Genomic DNA, 16,067 nt, shown 5'->3' with positions numbered 1-16,067 from the left:
GGTGAGGGGTGGTCCGGAGGGTCTCCGGCCCACCCCCTTTCGCGTGCCGTGGCGCGGGGGTCAGCGCTCCAGGACGAGCGCGAGGCCCTGGCCGACGCCGATGCACAGCGCGGCGAGGCCGGTGCCGGAGCCGGCCGCGGCGAGCTGGTGGGCGACGGCGCCGGCGAGGCGCGCGCCGGAGGCGCCCAGCGGGTGACCGATGGCGATGGCGCCGCCGCGCGGGTTGACCACGGCGGGGTCGAGTTCCGGCCATTCGGCGAGGCAGCCGAGGGACTGGGCGGCGAAGGCCTCGTTCAGCTCGAACGTGGTGAGGTCCCCGAAGCCGCGGCCCGCCTTGTCGAGCGCCTTGCGCACGGCCTCCACGGGGCCGAGCCCGAAGAGCTGCGGCTCGATGCCGGTGACGGCGGAGGCGCGGATGCGCGCGAGCGGTTCGCGGCCGGTCGCCCGCAGCCCCTCCTCGTCGACGAGGAGCAGGGCGGCGGCGCCGTCGTTGAGCGGGGAGGCGTTGCCCGCGGTGACCGTGCCGCCGTCGGGGCGGAACGAGGGCTTGAGCCGGGCCAGCGCCTCCGGCGACGTGTTGTCGCGGATGCACTCGTCCCGTACGAGCTCGGCGCCCGGGTACGGGACGACCTCGCCGTCGTACAGGCCCTTGGCCCAGGCCTCGGCCGCCTTCTGGTGGCTGGCGAGCGCGAAGGCGTCCTGGGCCTCGCGGGTGAGGGCGTGCTTGTCGGCGACGAGTTCTGCGCCCTCTCCGAGGGCGACGGTCCACTCGGCGGGCATCCTCGGGTTGGTCATGCGCCAGCCGAGGGTCGTGGAGTGCAGCTGCTGGTGGCCGGCCGGGAAGGCGCGCTCGGGCTTCTGCAGCACCCAGGGGGCGCGCGACATGGACTCGACGCCGCCCGCGATGGCGACGGAGGCATCGCCCAGGGCGACGGCGCGGGCGGCCTGGATGACGGCTTCCAGACCGGAGCCGCACAGCCGGTTGACGGTCACGCCGGGCACCGAGGTGGGCAGTCCGGCGAGCAGGACGGCCATCCGGGCCACGTCGCGGTTGTCCTCGCCCGCGCCGTTGGCGTCGCCGAAGTACACGTCGTCGATGCGGGCCGGGTCCAGGTCCGGGGTGCGCTCCACGAGCGCCTTGACGACGTGGGCGGCGAGGTCGTCCGGGCGGACGGAGGAGAGGGCACCGCCGAACTTGCCGATCGGGGTGCGGACGGCGTCGACGATGTAGACGTCGCGGATGCTCATCGGTTTCTCTCCCACGTGACCTTCGCGTACGGACAACGGCGCGGGGAGACCACCCGGCGTTCGCCTGGTGAAGTTTTCTTCGTCCCCGCGGGCCCGAGTCTCCGCCCGTCCACGGCTCCTGTCAACGCCCCCTCAGGCCGTACCCGGCCCCCTGATCAGCGCCGTCAGACCGTAGTCGAGCTCCCTGCCGTCGACGAGCAGCGCCTCCACCGTGCGCGTCTCGGGATCGATGTCCGCGACCAGGCCGTGGCCCTCGTAGATCGGGTAGCCCGTCTCCCCGGTGCGCCCGGTCGCCTCGACGACCGCCGAGCGGACGGCACTGTCCTCCACGGAGGCGCTGCCGCGGTCCTCCACGTGGGAGGACACCAGCAGGATCTCGAAACGCTTCGGGTGAGTGCTCATGAACCGACGCTAAGCCGCCCGGCCGTCCGGCGCCGCCGGGAGCCGCCGGGAGCCCGCACCCCGCCCCTCAGCTCGACTCCCGCCGCACCACCCGGGCGTCCAGCATCTCCTGCCGCTCCGGCGCCGACTCCGGGTCGCGGACCACCCGGTCGACGAGCTCGGCGAGCTCGCGCCCCAGGACCATGTCGATGTGGACCGTGCTCAGGCGCGGGCGCAGCAGCCGGCCGAGGACCAGGTCGTCCGAGCCGACCACGGCGGTCTCCCCGGGGATCGCGATCCCGGCGTCCTGGAGCGCGCGCATCAGCAGCATGGCGTACTCGTCGTTGTAGGCGAACACGCCGTCGAGACGCAGCTCGCGCCAGCGGGCGGCGAGGGCTCCGGCCGGCTCCTCCTCGTAGCGGAGCGGCAGCGGCACGACCTCCGCGCCCGCCGCCTCCGCCACGCTCCGTACGCCCTCGAAGCGCGGCACGGAGAACATCTCCAGGCCCGGCTCCTCGGGCATCACGACGCCGATGGTCCGGCAGCCGCGCTCGACGAGGTGGGCGGCGGCGGCCCGACCGACCTGGGACTGGTCCATGACGAGCGCGTGGGTGCCCTCGACCCGCTGCGGGCCGACGGTGATCACGGCCTTGGCGCCGGAGCGCTTGAGCAGGTCGACGCCCTGCGGGGTGAGCTCCACCTCGCCGAGCGAGACGACGGCGACCGGGCGCAGCTCGGCCCAGGCGCGGGCGGCCTCGTCCGGGTCGAGGCCCACGCTGCCGTACTGGACGACGGTGTAGTCGAGGCGGCGCAGCGCCCACTGGAGCTCGTTGAAGAAGCGGCTGTACAGCGGGCCGATCGGGACGTGGGCGGTGGGCAGCAGGACCATCCGGCTGTGCCCGGCCCGCAGGCTGCGGGCGGCGGCGTGCGGGACGTAGCCGAGTTCCTCGGCCGCCTCGCGGACCTTGCGGCGGGTGGGCTCGCTGATCCGTACGGCCGCGGTGTTGTTCAGGACGTAGCTGACGGTGGCCCGGGAGACGCCCGCCAGCCGCGCGACATCGGCGCTGGTGGGGACGGTGCGTCCGGCGGACTGCTTGGGTGACTGGCTCATCGCTTCGGCATCTTTCCAGAACGATCCGGACTCAGGTCTGGCGGATGGCCGGATTCGAGTGCTACACAGGGGTTACACGCGTCACTGACACGTGTAACCACCAGCGTGTCACCCCCCTCTCCCCCTTCCGCTCCCGCCCCGCACGGGCGTCTTCACCTCAGGAGGGCATCGTGGCCCTTTCCTCCCCCGGAACCTCTCCGGACACCGGCACCGCAGGCGCCGCCTCCCCCGGCTCCCCCCGGCCCACGCGCGGGCTGCTCCCCCTTCTGCTGACCGGCAACACCGCGATGTACGCGCTCTACATCGGCGTCCCCGGCATGCTCCTCGCGCTCCAGATCGAGGACATCGACCCGGCGTCGAAGGTGGCCAACTTCGGGCTGGTCTCGGGTGTCTCCGCGATCTTCGCGACGATCTTCAACCCGGTGGCGGGCGCGCTCTCCGACCGCTCGGGGCGCCGCAACCCGTGGATCCTCGCGGGCGGTCTGCTCGCCGTGCCGGTGATGCTGCTGCTCGGCAGCGTGCACACGATCCTGCTGGTGATGATCGCCTGGTGTCTCGGCCAGGCCGTGATGAACATCTACCAGGCCGCCCTCACCTCCGTGGTGCCCGACCGCGTGCCGCTCGCCTCGCGCGGCAAGGCCTCGGCCGCCGTCGGTCTCGGCCTGCCGATCGGATCCACCATCGGCGCCCTGGTCGGTGCCGCCTTCTCGGAGAACTACCGCACCGGCTACCTCGTGTTCGGCGCGATCGTCGCCCTGACCGCCGTCCTGTTCACCTCCTGCGCGCGCGAGGAGCGCATGCCGGCCAAGGCGCCGCTGCCGGTCAAGGAGCAGGTGGCGGCGTTCGGCAGCGCGCTGAAGGACCACGACTTCCGCTGGGCGTTCATCGGACGGGCCCTGCTCGTCCTCGGCTACTTCGCCGTCGCCGGTTTCCAGCTCTACATCCTCAAGGACCACACCGACCTGCCGGCCGGGCTCAGCGCCGAGGAGGCCGTGGCCGTCCTGATGCCGCTCAACTCGGTCGCCATGGTGGTCTCCACGGTGCTCGGCGGCTGGCTGTCCGACCGCTACGACCGGCGCAAGCTGTTCGTCGGCGCCTCGGCGGCGCTGGCCGCCGTCGCCCTGGTCATCCCGGCCGTCTCGGCCGGCTGGACCGCGATGCTCGCCTTCTCCGTCGTCAACGGCCTCGGCTTCGGCTGCTACATGGCCGTGGACACCGCCCTGGTGACGATGGTGCTGCCCAAGGCCGAGGACGCCGCCCGCGACATGGGTGTGCTGAACGTCGCGAACGCCGGTCCGCAGATCGTGGCGCCCTTCGTCGCCTCGCTGATCGTCTCGCTCAGTGGCGGATACACCGCGCTCTTCATCGTCGCCGCCGTACTGTCGGTGCTCGGCGCACTCGCCGTGCGCCCGATCCGTACCGTGCGCTAGACACCGCCCGCGCACCCCGCAGAGAGGCACCGCCGTGCAGTTGCACACCACCACGTGGGGAACCGGCGAGCGCGTCGCGCTCCTGGTCCACGGGATCATGGCCGACCACCGCACCTGGCGGCGGGTCGGACCCGCGCTCGCCGAGCGCGGCTACCGGGTGGTGGCCGTCGACCTGCGCGGCCACGGTGCCAGCGGGCGGGCCGGCGGGCCCTCGGGGTACGGGCCGCAGGACTACGCCGACGACCTGGTCGAAACCCTGCCCGCCGGGGCCGAGTTGGCGATCGGCCACTCGCTCGGCGGCCTCACCCTGGCGACCGCGGTGGAGCGGCTCGCCCCGCGCCGGGCCGTGTACGTGGACCCGGCCTGGTACCTGCCGTCGGGCCGCAGCGGCTTCCGGGCCGAGCTGTTCACCCAGGCCAAGTCGCTGACCCGGGAGCACGTGAGGGAGTTCAACCCGCGCTGGGCCGAGGAGGACCTGGACATCGAGCTCGATTCCGTACGCCTCTGGGACGAGCGCTCGGCGCACGGTCTGAGCCCGTTCGCCGGCAAGGACCTGGCGCCGGGGCACCCGGTGGTGCCCTCGCTGCTGATGCTGGCCGACCCGAGCATGCTGGTCTCCCCGGAGCGGGCCCGGGTCTTCCAGGAGCGCGGCTTCCACGTCCGCACCGTGGCCGGGGCGGGCCACACGATCCAGCGGGACGACTTCGACGGGTTCATGTCCGCCCTGGACGGATGGATCTGACGTACCGTCTGTGCATGGACGACGCTTCGATGGTGGGACTGCTCGGCCGGGTGACCGGCACTGTCGGACCCGGCCTCGTCGGTGAGGTGATCGTCCGCATCCGGGGTGGTGCCGAGCATTTCCTCGCCTATCCGGCCTCCCCCGCGGAGCGGATCGAGACCGGAACCGTCGTGACGGTCGTGGAACATCTACCGCCGCGCACCGTCTATGTCACAGCCGCGTACGGCAGTTGACCGATCCATTGATCGGCGGTCGCACCGGGCGCACACTCCCTTCACCGGAACCGCACGGCTCCGGTGAAGGGGGACCTGCCCATGAGCCTCGGGATCCTGGCGGGCGCCGTCGTCGGCGCGCTGGCCGTTCTGATCGCTCTGTTCAAAATGATGTGGCGCGTCGCTGAGCCCAACGAGGCGTTGATCATCTCCGGTTCCAACCACAAGATGGAGGGGCTCGGCGAAGGCATGGGGTTCCGGATCGTCACCGGACGCGGCACGCTGGTGATGCCGGGAGTCCAGGCGGTGCGGAAGCTCTCGCTCGACCTCAACGAGACCCAGCTCTCGGTGGAGTGCGTCACGCACCAGGGCATCCCGCTGAAGGTGCGGGGTGTGGTGATCTTCAAGGTGGGCGACGACTTCGTGTCGATCGCCAACGCCGCCCGGCGTTTCCTCGACCAGCAGAAGCTGATGTCCGAGCGGGTGCACATCGTCTTCGCCGGTCATCTCCGCGCCATCGTCGGCGGGTTGACGGTGGAGGACATGATCCGTGACCGGGAGAAGCTGACCGGACAGGCGCGTTCGGCCTGTGGCACGGAGATGGAGAAGCTGGGTCTGATCGTGGACTCGCTGCAGATCCACGAGATCGAGGATCCGACCGGGTACATCAAGAACCTGGCGGCGCCGCACGCGGCCGCGGTCCAGCGGGACGCGCGGATCGCGCAGGCCGAGGCCAACCGGCGGGCGACCGAGGCGGAGCAGCAGGCCGCGGCGCGCATGTCGGAGGCGACCAGGGACAGCGAGATCCTCCAGGCGGGCTACCAGGCCGAGCGCGACCAGGCGTCGGCGAAGGCCCGTCAGGCCGGTCCGCTGGCCGACGCGGCGGCGCGTCAGGAGGTCGTGGTCCAGGAGACCCGGGTCGCCGAACTGGAGTCGCACCGTACGGAGCAACAGCTGCAGACGGACGTGCGCAAGCCGGCGGACGCCCTGGCGTACGAGAAGCGGACGCTGGCCGCGGCCGAGCGGGACGCGCGGATCTCGGCGGCCGAGGCCGACGCGAAGGAGACCGAGCTGGCGAGCGCGGCGACGGCGACGGCCACCCGGGTGACGGGTGAGGCGGAGGCCGCGGCGGCGCACGCGAAGGGTCTGGCGGTGGCCGAGGCGACGCGGGCGAAGGGTCTCGCGGAGGCCGAGGCGATCAAGGCGCGGGCGGCGGCGCTCGCCGAGAACCAGGAGGCGGTGGTCGCGCAGCAACTGGCCGAGCGGTGGCCGGAGATCGTGGAGGCGGGCGCTTCGGCGTTCGGCAACGTGGATCAGATGGTGCTGCTGAACGGTGCGGACGGCATGGCGGACATGTTCGCCAAGGCCCTGACCATGGGCGGGACGGGTCTCGGGGTCGCCCGCAGGCTGCTCGCCACCATGGGCCCGGACGCGGCCGGGAGCGGCGGCGGGGCAGCGGGGCCGGCGGACGCGGTACCCGCGCCGCGTTCGGAGGAGATCACGGTCGGCGACGGGGACGGGGCCGCGTCCGGAGCGTAGCGCCGTCTGTCCGAAGGTCCTGCGGGACTCTCCGGACCCGCCCTGGGGCGGGTCCGGACCCGCCCTGGGGGCGTCCGACGGCGACGGGGCCCGGCAGCACCTGTGCGGTGCCGGGCCCCGTGTGCGTGGGGTGCGGCGTCGTCAGCAGTTCTCGTCCTTCTTGACGGCGCCGAGGTGGATCCGCGTCCCGTCGAGGGCGGCGCCGGGCCCGGGCTCCTGGGTGCAGATCTTCCAGCCCTCGGCGTTCATGGGCACGGTCCGTCCCTTGCCGGAGACGTCCTCGACGAGCATCGACCCCGACAGCTGGGCCATCGCTCCGGCGACGCTGCCGCCGATGAGGTCGGGCATGGAGCCCTTGGCGGCCTGTGGGGGGTCGGTGATTCCCGGGGTGGGCGTCTCGGGGCCCGCGTCCGGTGCGGGGGACGCCGTGCAGGCGGTGAGGCCTGCGACGAGCAGAGCTCCGGCGAGCGCCGCGACGAGACGGGTGGTGCGCATGTTCCCCCCTGGGACGAGCGTGAACGGGGGACCATCATCCACGCTCCGCCCCTGACGTGTACACGCACCTATCAGTTGTGCCCGAACTTGCGTTCCTTGCGGTGGGACGGGGTGTCGAGGATCGGGCGTGGCGCGTCGGACGCCGCCGAGCGCGGGCTCTCCTTCTCCGCGGCCGCCGTCCGATGCTCGTGGCCGCCCGTACGAGCGCCCTTGTTGACCCGGGTCTGTTTCTTGCCCACGATCGTGCCTCCCGTCGTGAATCTTCCTCCCAGACTCGCATGGGGGCACGAAAGCCGCATGTCAGGCGACCGGGGTCCCCTGAGCGAGCACGGGCCAGAGTGCGGGGTCCTCGAATCCGAGGGCCCACAGGGCGGTGTGGGTGACGCCGTGGCGGCGCAGGACGGGCAGGTGGCCCAAGACGCCGCGGGCGTCCTGGTACCAGACGTGACGGGTGTGCGCGCCGTCCTGGTAGGTGAAGTACGGGGTGCTGGAGGTGGGATCCCACCGGTACGGGGCGTGCTTGGCGCGCCGCAGGGCCTCGGCCTCCTTCCAGGTGACGTGCGCGGTCTTCCCGGCGCGGGTGCCGTCGGCGTGGGTGGCCCAGTCCCAGCCGTAGGCGGGCAGGGCGAGTTCGAGGCGCTCGGCGGGGACGAGGGCCGTGGCGGTGCGCAGCACCTCGTCGTACCAGGCGGTGCTCGCGAGGGGGCCGGGCGCGCCGCCCGCCCAGTGCAGGTTGTAGCCCATGATCCGGATCCGGTCGGCCGCCCTGCCGAGGGCGGCGTAGTCCCAGACACGGCCGCTGACGGCGGTCTTCGGCATGAGGGTGACGACACAGCTCTTGGCGCGGGCGCGCAGCCGGGCGCACACGTCGGTGACGAGGGCCGCGTACCCGTCGCGTACGGCCGGGTACGTGGCGTCGCCGGTGGTGGCGATGGTCTCGTAGTCGAGGTCGAGTCCGTCGTAGGCGCCCTTGGCGGCGGTGGCGAGGAGGGCGTCCGCGTGGGCGGCGCGCCGGGCGGGGTCGGTGACGAGGGCGGCGAGGGCTCCCTCGGGCATGGACTCCATGACGGTGGGCACGACCTTGATCCCGGCGCGGTGCAGTCCGTCGACGATGAGCCGCTCCCCCGCGCCGGGGTGGTCCGTGACGGTGCCGTCGGCCTTGGCCTCGTACCAGAAGGGGCTGACGGTGTGGAGCTGGTCGGCGTGGCGCAGGGCCTGGAGGTAGGCGGCCTCCTGGTCCCAGTACGGGAGCCAGCCGGAGACGGTGCGGCGGGCGGGCGGCGTGTCGGCGTCGGCGGACCCGTCCGCGGCCGCGGTGGCCGGGGCGAGGGGCAGCAGCAGGACGGCGGCGGTGAGGAGGGCGAGGCGCATGGCCACGAGCCTGCGGATCCTCCGCGCGACACGCGCGACGTGCTGGGCCGTTCAGGCGCTAGCGTGCGGGGGATGACGACTCCCCTGTACTCCACGACCGAGGCCGACCCCTACTCCATCGGGGCGGTCCGCACCTCCTACGCGCCCGACCACGACGGCGATCCCGATCCCGGGGAGATCGTGTGGACCTGGGTGCCGTACGAGGAGAACGACGGGCGCGGCAAGGACCGCCCGGTGCTGGTGGTGGCACGGGAGGAGGCGGGGACGCTGCTGGCCGTGCAGCTGTCGAGCAAGCGGCACGACCACGACCGCGAGTGGGTGCCGATCGGCGCGGGGTCGTGGGACGCGGAGCGGCGCGAGTCCTGGGTGGATCTGGACCGGGTGCTGCGGGTACGCGACTCGGGCATGCGGCGCGAGGCGTGCGCGCTGGACCGGCCGCGCTTCGACCGTGTGGTGGAGCGGCTGATCGAGCGTTACGGCTGGTCCTGACCGAAGGTCCGGCGGAACGCGTCCAGGGTGGCGCGGTCCCGGCTCCGGTCGAGGATGCCGAAGACGATCTCGTCGAAGTGGCCGGCGAACCGCCCGTCGCGGGTGATCAACTCCTTGAAGGCACCGGCGACGTCGACGGGGTCGTTCTGGAAGACGCCGCAGCCCCAGGCGCCCAGCACCAGCCTGCGGTAGCCGTGGGCGGCGGCGGTCTCCAGGACCCGTTCGGCCCGGGCGGCGAGCGCCGCGGGGAGGCGGCCGGCGCGCTCGGGACTCTGGCGGCGGACGACTCCGGCGTTCGGCGCGGGCGAGGTGAGGAAGCCGACGGTGAAGGGTTCGGTGAGCAGGACGCCGCGGTCGGTGCGGAAGACGGGCACGCCGGGTGAGTGGATGACCCGATCGGTGTAGAAGGGGTCGCGCTCCGCGCGGTGGTGCTCGTAGTAGGCGGGGGCGCGCAGCAGGGTGGCGTACAGGGCGGAGGAGCGGCACAGGGCCTCCTCCTGGGCCTGGGCGCCGTTGAGGTAGCCGCCGCCGGGGTTGCGGGCGGAGGCGAAGTTGAGGACCGCGACGGGGGCGGTGGCGTCCGCGCGGGTCATCCGCCGGGCGGCGACGAGGCTGCTCTCGCCGGTGACCTCGATCAGGGTCGTACGGCCGGTTCCGGGGGTGACGGGGACGGGTCCGGGGCCGTGGAGGCTGGTTCCGGCCAGGGCCGCCGCCAGCTCCTCGGCGAGGGAGACGGTCCGGCCGTCCGGTGCCGTGTAGCGGCCGGCCGCCACGATCTCCTCGGTCTCGTGGGCGAGGGCCCGAAGTCGTGCGCTCATGGCCCGAAAGCATGATCGACCCGCGTTCCGGGCGGCAACGGGTTTTACCGGCCACGCCGCGGGAGGCGCTCTTGCACACCCACCGGAGGTGGCTTTAGGTGGAATCAGCGCTTTCCCAGGAGGTGCAACGATGCCCACGTCGCCGACGAGCGGCATACCCCGGGGCGGTTCCTCGCTCAGCGAGGCGGAAGCCGAGGACCTGCTGCGATGTATCTGCTTCAAGACCGGACCGCCCCGCACGGTCGGGGCCGAGCTGGAGTGGCTCGTCCACGATCTGCGTGACCCCCGGCTGCCCGTCCCGCCGCCCCGGCTGGCGGCGGCCATCGACACCGTACGGGCCCTGCCGCTGGTCTCGGCCCTCACCTTCGAACCCGGCGGGCAGCTGGAGCTCAGCTCGGCGCCCGCCGCCTCCCTCATGGAGTGCCTGGACTCGCTCGCCGCCGACCTGAAGGCGGTGCGCGGGGCGCTCGCCCCGCTCGGGCTCGGGCTCAGCGGCTACGGCGTCGACCCGTGGCACGCGCCCCGCGCGCGCGTGCTGCACGAGCCGCGGTACGACGCGATGGAGATCGCCCTCGGCAGGACCGGGCCCTCGGGCCGGGCCATGATGTGCGAGTCCGCCTCGGTGCAGGTCTGCCTGGACGCCGGGGTGGAGGGCCCGGGGCCGCTCGGCTACCGGCGGCGCTGGGAACTGGCCCATCTGCTGGGACCGGTGCTGGTGGCCGCCTTCGCCAACTCCCCCGTGCACGGGGGCCGCAGGACGGGCTGGCGCTCCACCCGGCAGCTGCTGTGGGCCGATCTCGACCCGGCACGGGCCCTCGCCCCGCCGGCCGACGGCGAGCCGCGGGCCGAGTGGGCGGCGCACGTCCTGGACACCCCCGTGCTGTGCGTGCGGACGCCGGAGGGACCGTGGGCGGTGCCGGAGGGGCTGACCTTCCGGGAGTGGCTGCGCACGGGCGAGCCGCGTCCGCCCGTGATGGACGATCTGCGCTACCACGTCACCACCCTCTTCCCGCCGGTGCGGCCGCGCGGGCATCTGGAGCTGCGGATGATCGACGCGCAGTCCGGCGCCGACGGGTGGATGGTGCCGGTGGCCGTGACCACCGCGCTGTTCGAGGACCCGAAGGCCGCCGAGGCGGCCTACCGGGCGACGCTGCCGCTGGCGGCGCGCGCGGCGAGCGGTCCCGCGCCGCGCAATCCGCTCTGGCTCGCGGCGGCCCGCAACGGCCTCACCGACCCGGCGCTGCACGCCGCCGCGCTGGCCTCGTTCGACGCGGCCGTGGAGGCGCTGCCGCGGATCGGGGCGTCATCCCGCGTGGTGGGCGCGGTCGGAGCGTTCCGCGAGCGGTACGTGGTGCCGGGCGGCTGCCCGGCCGACGGGCTTCAGGAGGCGGTGTCATGACCGGGCAGGACACGGAGGCGCTGCGGCTGCGGGCCGTGACGGCGCTGACCACGGCGCGGGAGCGGACCGCGCTGCTCACCTCCTGCGTGGAGGACTCCGAACTCACCGCACAGCACTCGCCGTTGATGTCGCCCCTGGTGTGGGACCTGGCGCACATCGGCAACCAGGAGGAGCAGTGGCTGTGGCGGGCCGTCGCCGGCCGGGAGGCCCTGCGGCCCGAGATCGACCCGCTGTACGACGCGTTCCGGCACCCGCGCGCCGCCCGGCCGTCGCTGCCGCTGCTGGCCCCGGCGGAGGCCCGGGCGTACGCGGCGGACGTCCGCGGCCGGGTCCTGGACGTCCTGGGCACCACCCGCCTGGAGGGCCGCCCGCTGGTCGACGCGGGCTTCGCCTTCGGGATGATCGCCCAGCACGAACAGCAGCACGACGAGACCATGCTGATCACCCATCAGCTGCGGAGGGGCCCGGCCGCGCTCTCCGCGCCCGCCCCGCCGCGGACGCACACCTCGGGACCCGTGGTGCGCGAGGTGCTGGTGCCGGGCGGCCCGTTCACGATGGGCACCTCCGACGAGCCATGGGCCCTGGACAACGAGCGGCCCGCGCACACCGTGATCGTCCCCGCCTTCTTCATCGACACCGTCCCCGTGACCAACGGCGCCTACCAGGCGTTCATGGCCGACGGCGGGTACCGCGAGGAGCGCTGGTGGCGGCCCGAGGGATGGGCGCAGATCCGCGAACACTCCGTCGAGGCACCGCTGTTCTGGTACCAGGACGGCGGGCGGTGGCTGCGCCGCAGGTTCGGCGTGACCGAACCGGTGCCCGAGGAGGAGCCGGTGCTGCACGTCAGCTGGTACGAGGCGGACGCCTACGCCCGCTGGGCCGGCCGCAGGCTCCCCACCGAGGCGGAGTGGGAGAAGGCCGCCCGTCACGACCCGGCGGCCGGCCGCTCGCGCCGCTATCCGTGGGGGGACGCCGACCCCGAGCCCGTACACGCCAATCTGGGGCAGCGGCACCTGGGGCCGGCGCCCGCCGGGAGCTATCCCGAGGGGGCGTCCCCGCTCGGGGTGCGCCAGCTGATCGGCGACGTGTGGGAGTGGACGGCGAGCGACTTCCTGCCGTACCCGGGCTTCCGGGCCTTCCCGTACAAGGAGTACTCGGAGGTGTTCTTCGGGCCCGAGCACAAGGTGCTGCGGGGCGGGTCCTTCGCCGTCGACCCGGTGGCCTGCCGGGGCACGTTCCGCAACTGGGACCTGCCGGTGCGGCGGCAGATCTTCTCCGGCTTCCGGACCGCGCGCGACGCGGAGCCGGTCTGATGTGCCGGCACCTCGCCTTCCTCGGCGAACCGGTGGCGCTCGGCGAACTGCTGCTGCGGCCGCCGCACTCCCTGGAGCACCAGTCCTGGGAGCCGCGGTCGCAGACCAGCGGGGTGGTGAACGCCGACGGCTTCGGGGTCGGCTGGTGGGCCGAGGACGACCCGGTGCCCGCCCGCTACCGGCGGGCGGTGCCGATCTGGGGCGATCCCTCCTTCGCCGACCTGGCCCGCGTGGTCCGGACCGGGGCGCTGCTCGCCGCCGTACGGGGCGCGACCCTGCCGGGGGCGGACGGCGAGGCCGCGGCCGCGCCCTTCGCCGCGGACCGGTGGCTGTTCAGCCTCAACGGGGCCGTCCCGGGCTGGCCGGGGTCCCTGACCTCCCTGGCGGCGACGCTGCCCGCCGCGGAACTGCTCGCCCTGGAGGCGAGGACCGACTCGGCCCTCGTGTGGGCGCTCGTGCTGCACCGGCTGCGGGCCGGGGACGCACCCGACCGGGCGGTCGCCGAGACCGTACGGGAGGTGGCGGAGGCCGCCCCCGGGGCCCGGCTCAACCTGCTGCTCACCGACGGATCGACGATCACGGCCACGGCCTGGGGGAACTCGCTCAGCTGTCTCACCGGTCCCGACCGCACGGTCGTGGCCTCCGAACCGTACGACGACGACCCGCGCTGGAGCGCGGTGCCGGACCACACGGTCCTCACCGCGACCCGGTCCGGCGTCGTCCTCACCCCGCTCAAGGAGCCCTCCCCGTGAGCCCGTTCCAACTGACCCGCACCCTCGCCGAGGACGCCACGGGCGCCGCGCTGCGCGCCGACGTCCTGCACGGCCTCACCCGCACCCCCAAGGAACTGCCGCCGAAGTGGTTCTACGACGCCCGCGGCAGTGACCTGTTCGAGGAGATCACCCGGCTCCCCGAGTACTACCCGACGCGCGCCGAACGGGAGATCCTCGTCGCCCGCTCCGGGGAGATCGCGGCGGCGACCGGGGCGCGGACGCTGGTGGAGCTCGGTTCCGGCTCCTCCGACAAGACGCGCCATCTGATCGACGCGCTGCTGCCCGCGCTCGACGCCTACGTGCCGGTGGACGTGAGCGAGTCCGCGCTGAAGGGCGCGGGCGAGGCGCTGCTCGCCGAACGGCCGGGGCTGCGGGTGCACGCCCTGGTGGCCGACTTCACCCACGGGCTCGACCTGCCGGACGCCCCGGGGCCGCGCCTGGTGGCGTTCCTCGGCGGCACGATCGGCAATCTCCTGCCCGAGGAACGGCGGGAGTTCCTGCGCGCCGTACGGGCGATGCTGACGCCCGGCGACGCGCTGCTCCTCGGCACCGACCTGGTGAAGGACGAGGCGACCCTGGTCGCGGCCTACGACGACGCGGCCGGGGTGACGGCCGCGTTCAACAAGAACGTGCTCGCGGTCATCGGCCGGGAACTGGGGGCGGACGCCCACCCGGAGGACTTCGAGCACGTGGCGCTGTGGGACCGCGAGCACGAGTGGATCGAGATGCGGCTGCGGGCGCGCCACGCGCTCACGGTGAAGATCCCCGAGCTGGATCTGGTGGTGCCGTTCGAGGCGGGTGAGGAGCTGCGCACGGAGGTGTCGGCGAAGTTCCGTCAGGAGGGGGTGCGCAAGGAGCTGGCCGAGGCGGGGCTGACGCTGGCGCGCTGGTGGACGGACGAGGAGGGACGGTTCGCGCTGTCGCTGGCCACGGTCGGCTGACGGGGGACGGCCGGCAGGAGCCGGGGCCGGTGCGGGTGGACCTGGCGGTGGGGGTGGACGGCGGTCTCGGCGGCACGGGCGAGGGCCCGGCGGTCCGGATGGTGGGTACTGGACAGGGGATCCGATATCCATAGGTCGGCGACGAGCCGCCGCGCCGTCGCGATCCGCCACAGGGACGCCCCCAGGGTGTCGTCCCCGACGAACGCCGCCGGGCCGACGGGCCGGTAGGCGATCCGTACGGGCTGGACGTCGGATCCCGTGTCCACGGCGGCCTGGAACGCCGCCGGCCGGAAGGCGCCGCCGCCCCGTCCGCACCATGTCGACCCCTCGGGGAAGACGACCACCCGGCCGCCTCCCGCCAGGACGCAGCTCATGGCGCCCACGGTGCCGGGCAGGCTCCTGAGCCGGTCGCGGTCGATGAAGAGGGTGCCGCCGAAGGCGGCGAGGCGGCCGAGCAGGGGCCAGCCGCGCACCTCGCGCTTGGCGACCATCCGGCCGGGCAGGACGGCGGCGAGCAGCGGGACGTCCAGCCAGGAGACGTGGTTCGCCACCACCAGGAGCGGCCCGGCCGGGGGCACGGCCCGGCCGTGGACCCGGATGCGCACCCCGAAGGCGCGCACCACCGCCCGGCACCAGCAGCGGACCAGGAGCAGGCGCCAGGCGGGCGGGAGCGGGGCCGCGAGCGGGGCGAGCAGCACGCCGAGGAGCACGGTCGTGAGTCCGGTGGCGAGCCGGAGCGCACCCCGGGCCGCCGTCGCGCGCGGTGCGTCGGGCCCGGGATGGGCGGCGCACCGGCCCGGGGTGCAGGGCGCCGTGGGGAGCCACGGCGAGGGTGCCGTGGGGGCGCTCACCGGACCGGGGCGAGCGAGAGGAAGTGGCGCAGGTAGCGGGGGTTGGTGCGGCGCAGCGACAGCAGGACGTACAGGTCGGCGACGCCGAAGTCGGGGTCGTGGGCGGGGGCGCCGCACACCCAGGCGCCGAGCCGGAGGTAGCCGCGCAGCAGCGCGGGCAGCTCGGTGCGGCCCTGCGCGGGGGTGACGCCCTCGGGGGTCCAGAGGCGGTGCGGGGTGACCCAGAACTCCTCGGGCGCGAGGTGCTTGGCCTTGACGGTCTCCCAGGTGGCGGCGGCCAGGGTGCCGCCGTCGGCGAGCGGGACGGAGCAGCAGCCGGCCAGCCACTCGTGTCCGGTGCGGGTCATGTAGCGGGCGAGTCCGGCCCAGATGAGCGCGATGACGGCGCCGTTGCGGTGGGCGGGGTGGACGCAGGAGCGCCCGACCTCGACCAGGTCGTGGCGGATGGGGGCGAGCCGGGTGAGGTCGAACTCGCTCTCCGAGTAGAGCCGGCCCGCGACGGCGGCGCGCTCGGGCGGCAGCACCCGGTAGGTGCCGACGACCTCGCCGGTGTCCTCGACCCGTACGAGGAGGTGGTCGCAGTAGGCGTCGAAGGCGTCACTGTCGAGGCCGGGTTCCGGCCCGTCCAGGACGGCGCCCATCTCGCCCGCGAAGACCTGGTGGCGCAGCCGCTGGGCGGCGCGCACGTCCTCCTGGTCGCGGGCGAGGCCGACGACGTAGCGGGGCTGTGGCTCGCCCCCCGGCTGCGGCTGGGCCGGTACGGCCACGACCGGTGCGGCGACGTGCTGGGCGACGGGTACTGCGGCCATGTCGGGCTCCTCCGGCGATACGGAAGGGACGGTGGGAGCCGGACCGAGCGAGCGGTGGTCCGGCTCCTTGTTTCTTCCGTGACCGGCTGGATTCGACGTGACCGTGCGGGGGCCGGTTGGTGTGGAGGCGCTGAATGCTGTTCGG

General features: G+C 74.0%; 18 protein-coding genes. 9 read left to right on the top strand and 9 right to left on the bottom strand.

What is annotated here, in order from left to right:
- Window positions 1–60 precede the first annotated feature (60 nt).
- The 3 genes from OG309_RS32550 to OG309_RS32540 form a co-directional block, all read right to left on the bottom strand.
- Complete coding sequence (locus OG309_RS32550; protein WP_329426389.1) at window positions 61–1,248, bottom strand: thiolase family protein; 1,188 nt, start codon at window positions 1,246–1,248, stop codon at window positions 61–63.
- Window positions 1,249–1,380: 132 nt separating this feature from the next.
- Window positions 1,381–1,650 carry a hypothetical protein gene (locus OG309_RS32545; protein WP_329426387.1) on the bottom strand — a complete coding sequence of 90 codons (270 nt, stop codon included), beginning with the start codon at window positions 1,648–1,650 and terminating at the stop codon, window positions 1,381–1,383.
- 67 nt (window positions 1,651–1,717) lie between these two features.
- The gene (locus OG309_RS32540; RefSeq protein WP_329426385.1) at window positions 1,718–2,740 is read right to left on the bottom strand and encodes a LacI family DNA-binding transcriptional regulator; all 1,023 of its coding nucleotides are present in this window, start codon (window positions 2,738–2,740) and stop codon (window positions 1,718–1,720) included.
- 170 nt (window positions 2,741–2,910) lie between these two features.
- Between OG309_RS32540 and OG309_RS32535 the strand changes: the two genes are divergently transcribed.
- The 4 genes from OG309_RS32535 to OG309_RS32520 all read left to right on the top strand — a co-directional run bounded on the left by OG309_RS32535 (window position 2,911) and on the right by OG309_RS32520 (window position 6,663).
- Window positions 2,911–4,170 (top strand): MFS transporter, encoded by a 1,260-nt coding sequence (locus tag OG309_RS32535; protein WP_329426384.1) that lies wholly within the window; start codon window positions 2,911–2,913, stop codon window positions 4,168–4,170.
- Window positions 4,171–4,204: 34 nt separating this feature from the next.
- Window positions 4,205–4,912 (top strand): alpha/beta fold hydrolase, encoded by a 708-nt coding sequence (locus tag OG309_RS32530; protein ID WP_329426382.1) that lies wholly within the window; start codon window positions 4,205–4,207, stop codon window positions 4,910–4,912.
- A gap of 14 nt (window positions 4,913–4,926) precedes the next feature.
- Window positions 4,927–5,145, top strand: coding sequence for a hypothetical protein (locus OG309_RS32525; protein ID WP_329426380.1), 219 nt, complete (start codon window positions 4,927–4,929; stop codon window positions 5,143–5,145).
- Between the two features lie 81 nt (window positions 5,146–5,226).
- Window positions 5,227–6,663, top strand: a complete 1,437-nt coding sequence (locus OG309_RS32520; protein ID WP_329426378.1) for a flotillin family protein — start codon at window positions 5,227–5,229, stop codon at window positions 6,661–6,663.
- Between the two features lie 141 nt (window positions 6,664–6,804).
- Here the strand turns inward: OG309_RS32520 and OG309_RS32515 are convergent, their stop codons facing one another.
- The 3 genes from OG309_RS32515 to OG309_RS32505 all read right to left on the bottom strand — a co-directional run bounded on the left by OG309_RS32515 (window position 6,805) and on the right by OG309_RS32505 (window position 8,529).
- Window positions 6,805–7,158, bottom strand: coding sequence for a hypothetical protein (locus tag OG309_RS32515; protein WP_329426377.1), 354 nt, complete (start codon window positions 7,156–7,158; stop codon window positions 6,805–6,807).
- Between the two features lie 71 nt (window positions 7,159–7,229).
- Window positions 7,230–7,397, bottom strand: a complete 168-nt coding sequence (locus OG309_RS32510) for a hypothetical protein (RefSeq protein ID WP_329426375.1) — start codon at window positions 7,395–7,397, stop codon at window positions 7,230–7,232.
- 61 nt (window positions 7,398–7,458) lie between these two features.
- Window positions 7,459–8,529, bottom strand: coding sequence for a glycosyl hydrolase family 18 protein (locus OG309_RS32505; RefSeq protein WP_329426373.1), 1,071 nt, complete (start codon window positions 8,527–8,529; stop codon window positions 7,459–7,461).
- Between the two features lie 72 nt (window positions 8,530–8,601).
- On the opposite strand from OG309_RS32505, the gene OG309_RS32500 reads away from it, so the two are divergent.
- Window positions 8,602–9,018, top strand: coding sequence for a type II toxin-antitoxin system PemK/MazF family toxin (locus OG309_RS32500; RefSeq protein WP_329426371.1), 417 nt, complete (start codon window positions 8,602–8,604; stop codon window positions 9,016–9,018).
- Here the strand turns inward: OG309_RS32500 and OG309_RS32495 are convergent.
- Window positions 9,003–9,836, bottom strand: a complete 834-nt coding sequence (locus OG309_RS32495; RefSeq protein ID WP_329426369.1) for a TIGR02452 family protein — start codon at window positions 9,834–9,836, stop codon at window positions 9,003–9,005. The genes OG309_RS32500 and OG309_RS32495 overlap by 16 nt on opposite strands.
- A 130-nt stretch (window positions 9,837–9,966) precedes the next feature.
- On the opposite strand from OG309_RS32495, the gene egtA reads away from it, so the two are divergent.
- The 4 genes from egtA to egtD are packed head-to-tail and all read left to right on the top strand — an operon-like array spanning window position 9,967 to window position 14,262.
- On the top strand, window positions 9,967–11,235 hold the full coding sequence (gene egtA / locus OG309_RS32490) for an ergothioneine biosynthesis glutamate--cysteine ligase EgtA (protein ID WP_329426367.1): 1,269 nt from the start codon (window positions 9,967–9,969) through the stop codon (window positions 11,233–11,235).
- Window positions 11,232–12,548, top strand: coding sequence for an ergothioneine biosynthesis protein EgtB (gene egtB, locus OG309_RS32485; protein ID WP_329426365.1), 1,317 nt, complete (start codon window positions 11,232–11,234; stop codon window positions 12,546–12,548). The genes egtA and egtB overlap by 4 nt, the downstream gene beginning before the upstream one ends.
- Window positions 12,548–13,300, top strand: a complete 753-nt coding sequence (egtC, locus tag OG309_RS32480) for an ergothioneine biosynthesis protein EgtC (RefSeq protein ID WP_329426363.1) — start codon at window positions 12,548–12,550, stop codon at window positions 13,298–13,300. Before egtB ends, egtC begins: the two co-directional genes overlap by 1 nt.
- Window positions 13,297–14,262 (top strand): L-histidine N(alpha)-methyltransferase, encoded by a 966-nt coding sequence (gene egtD, locus OG309_RS32475; RefSeq protein ID WP_329426361.1) that lies wholly within the window; start codon window positions 13,297–13,299, stop codon window positions 14,260–14,262. Before egtC ends, egtD begins: the two co-directional genes overlap by 4 nt.
- On the opposite strand, the gene OG309_RS32470 is transcribed toward egtD, so the two are convergent.
- Complete coding sequence (locus OG309_RS32470; protein ID WP_329426359.1) at window positions 14,157–15,113, bottom strand: lysophospholipid acyltransferase family protein; 957 nt, start codon at window positions 15,111–15,113, stop codon at window positions 14,157–14,159. The genes egtD and OG309_RS32470 overlap by 106 nt on opposite strands.
- A complete protein-coding gene (locus tag OG309_RS32465; protein WP_329426358.1) occupies window positions 15,110–15,922 on the bottom strand; it encodes a GNAT family N-acetyltransferase in 813 nt (270 codons plus the stop codon). The genes OG309_RS32470 and OG309_RS32465 overlap by 4 nt, the downstream gene beginning before the upstream one ends.
- Window positions 15,923–16,067 lie beyond the last annotated feature (145 nt).

This window comes from Streptomyces sp. NBC_01268, from assembly GCF_036240795.1.
GTDB lineage: Bacteria > Actinomycetota > Actinomycetes > Streptomycetales > Streptomycetaceae > Streptomyces.
The sequence above is the reverse complement of the archived record's forward strand: the minus strand, read 5'-3'. Positions and strand labels throughout refer to the sequence as shown.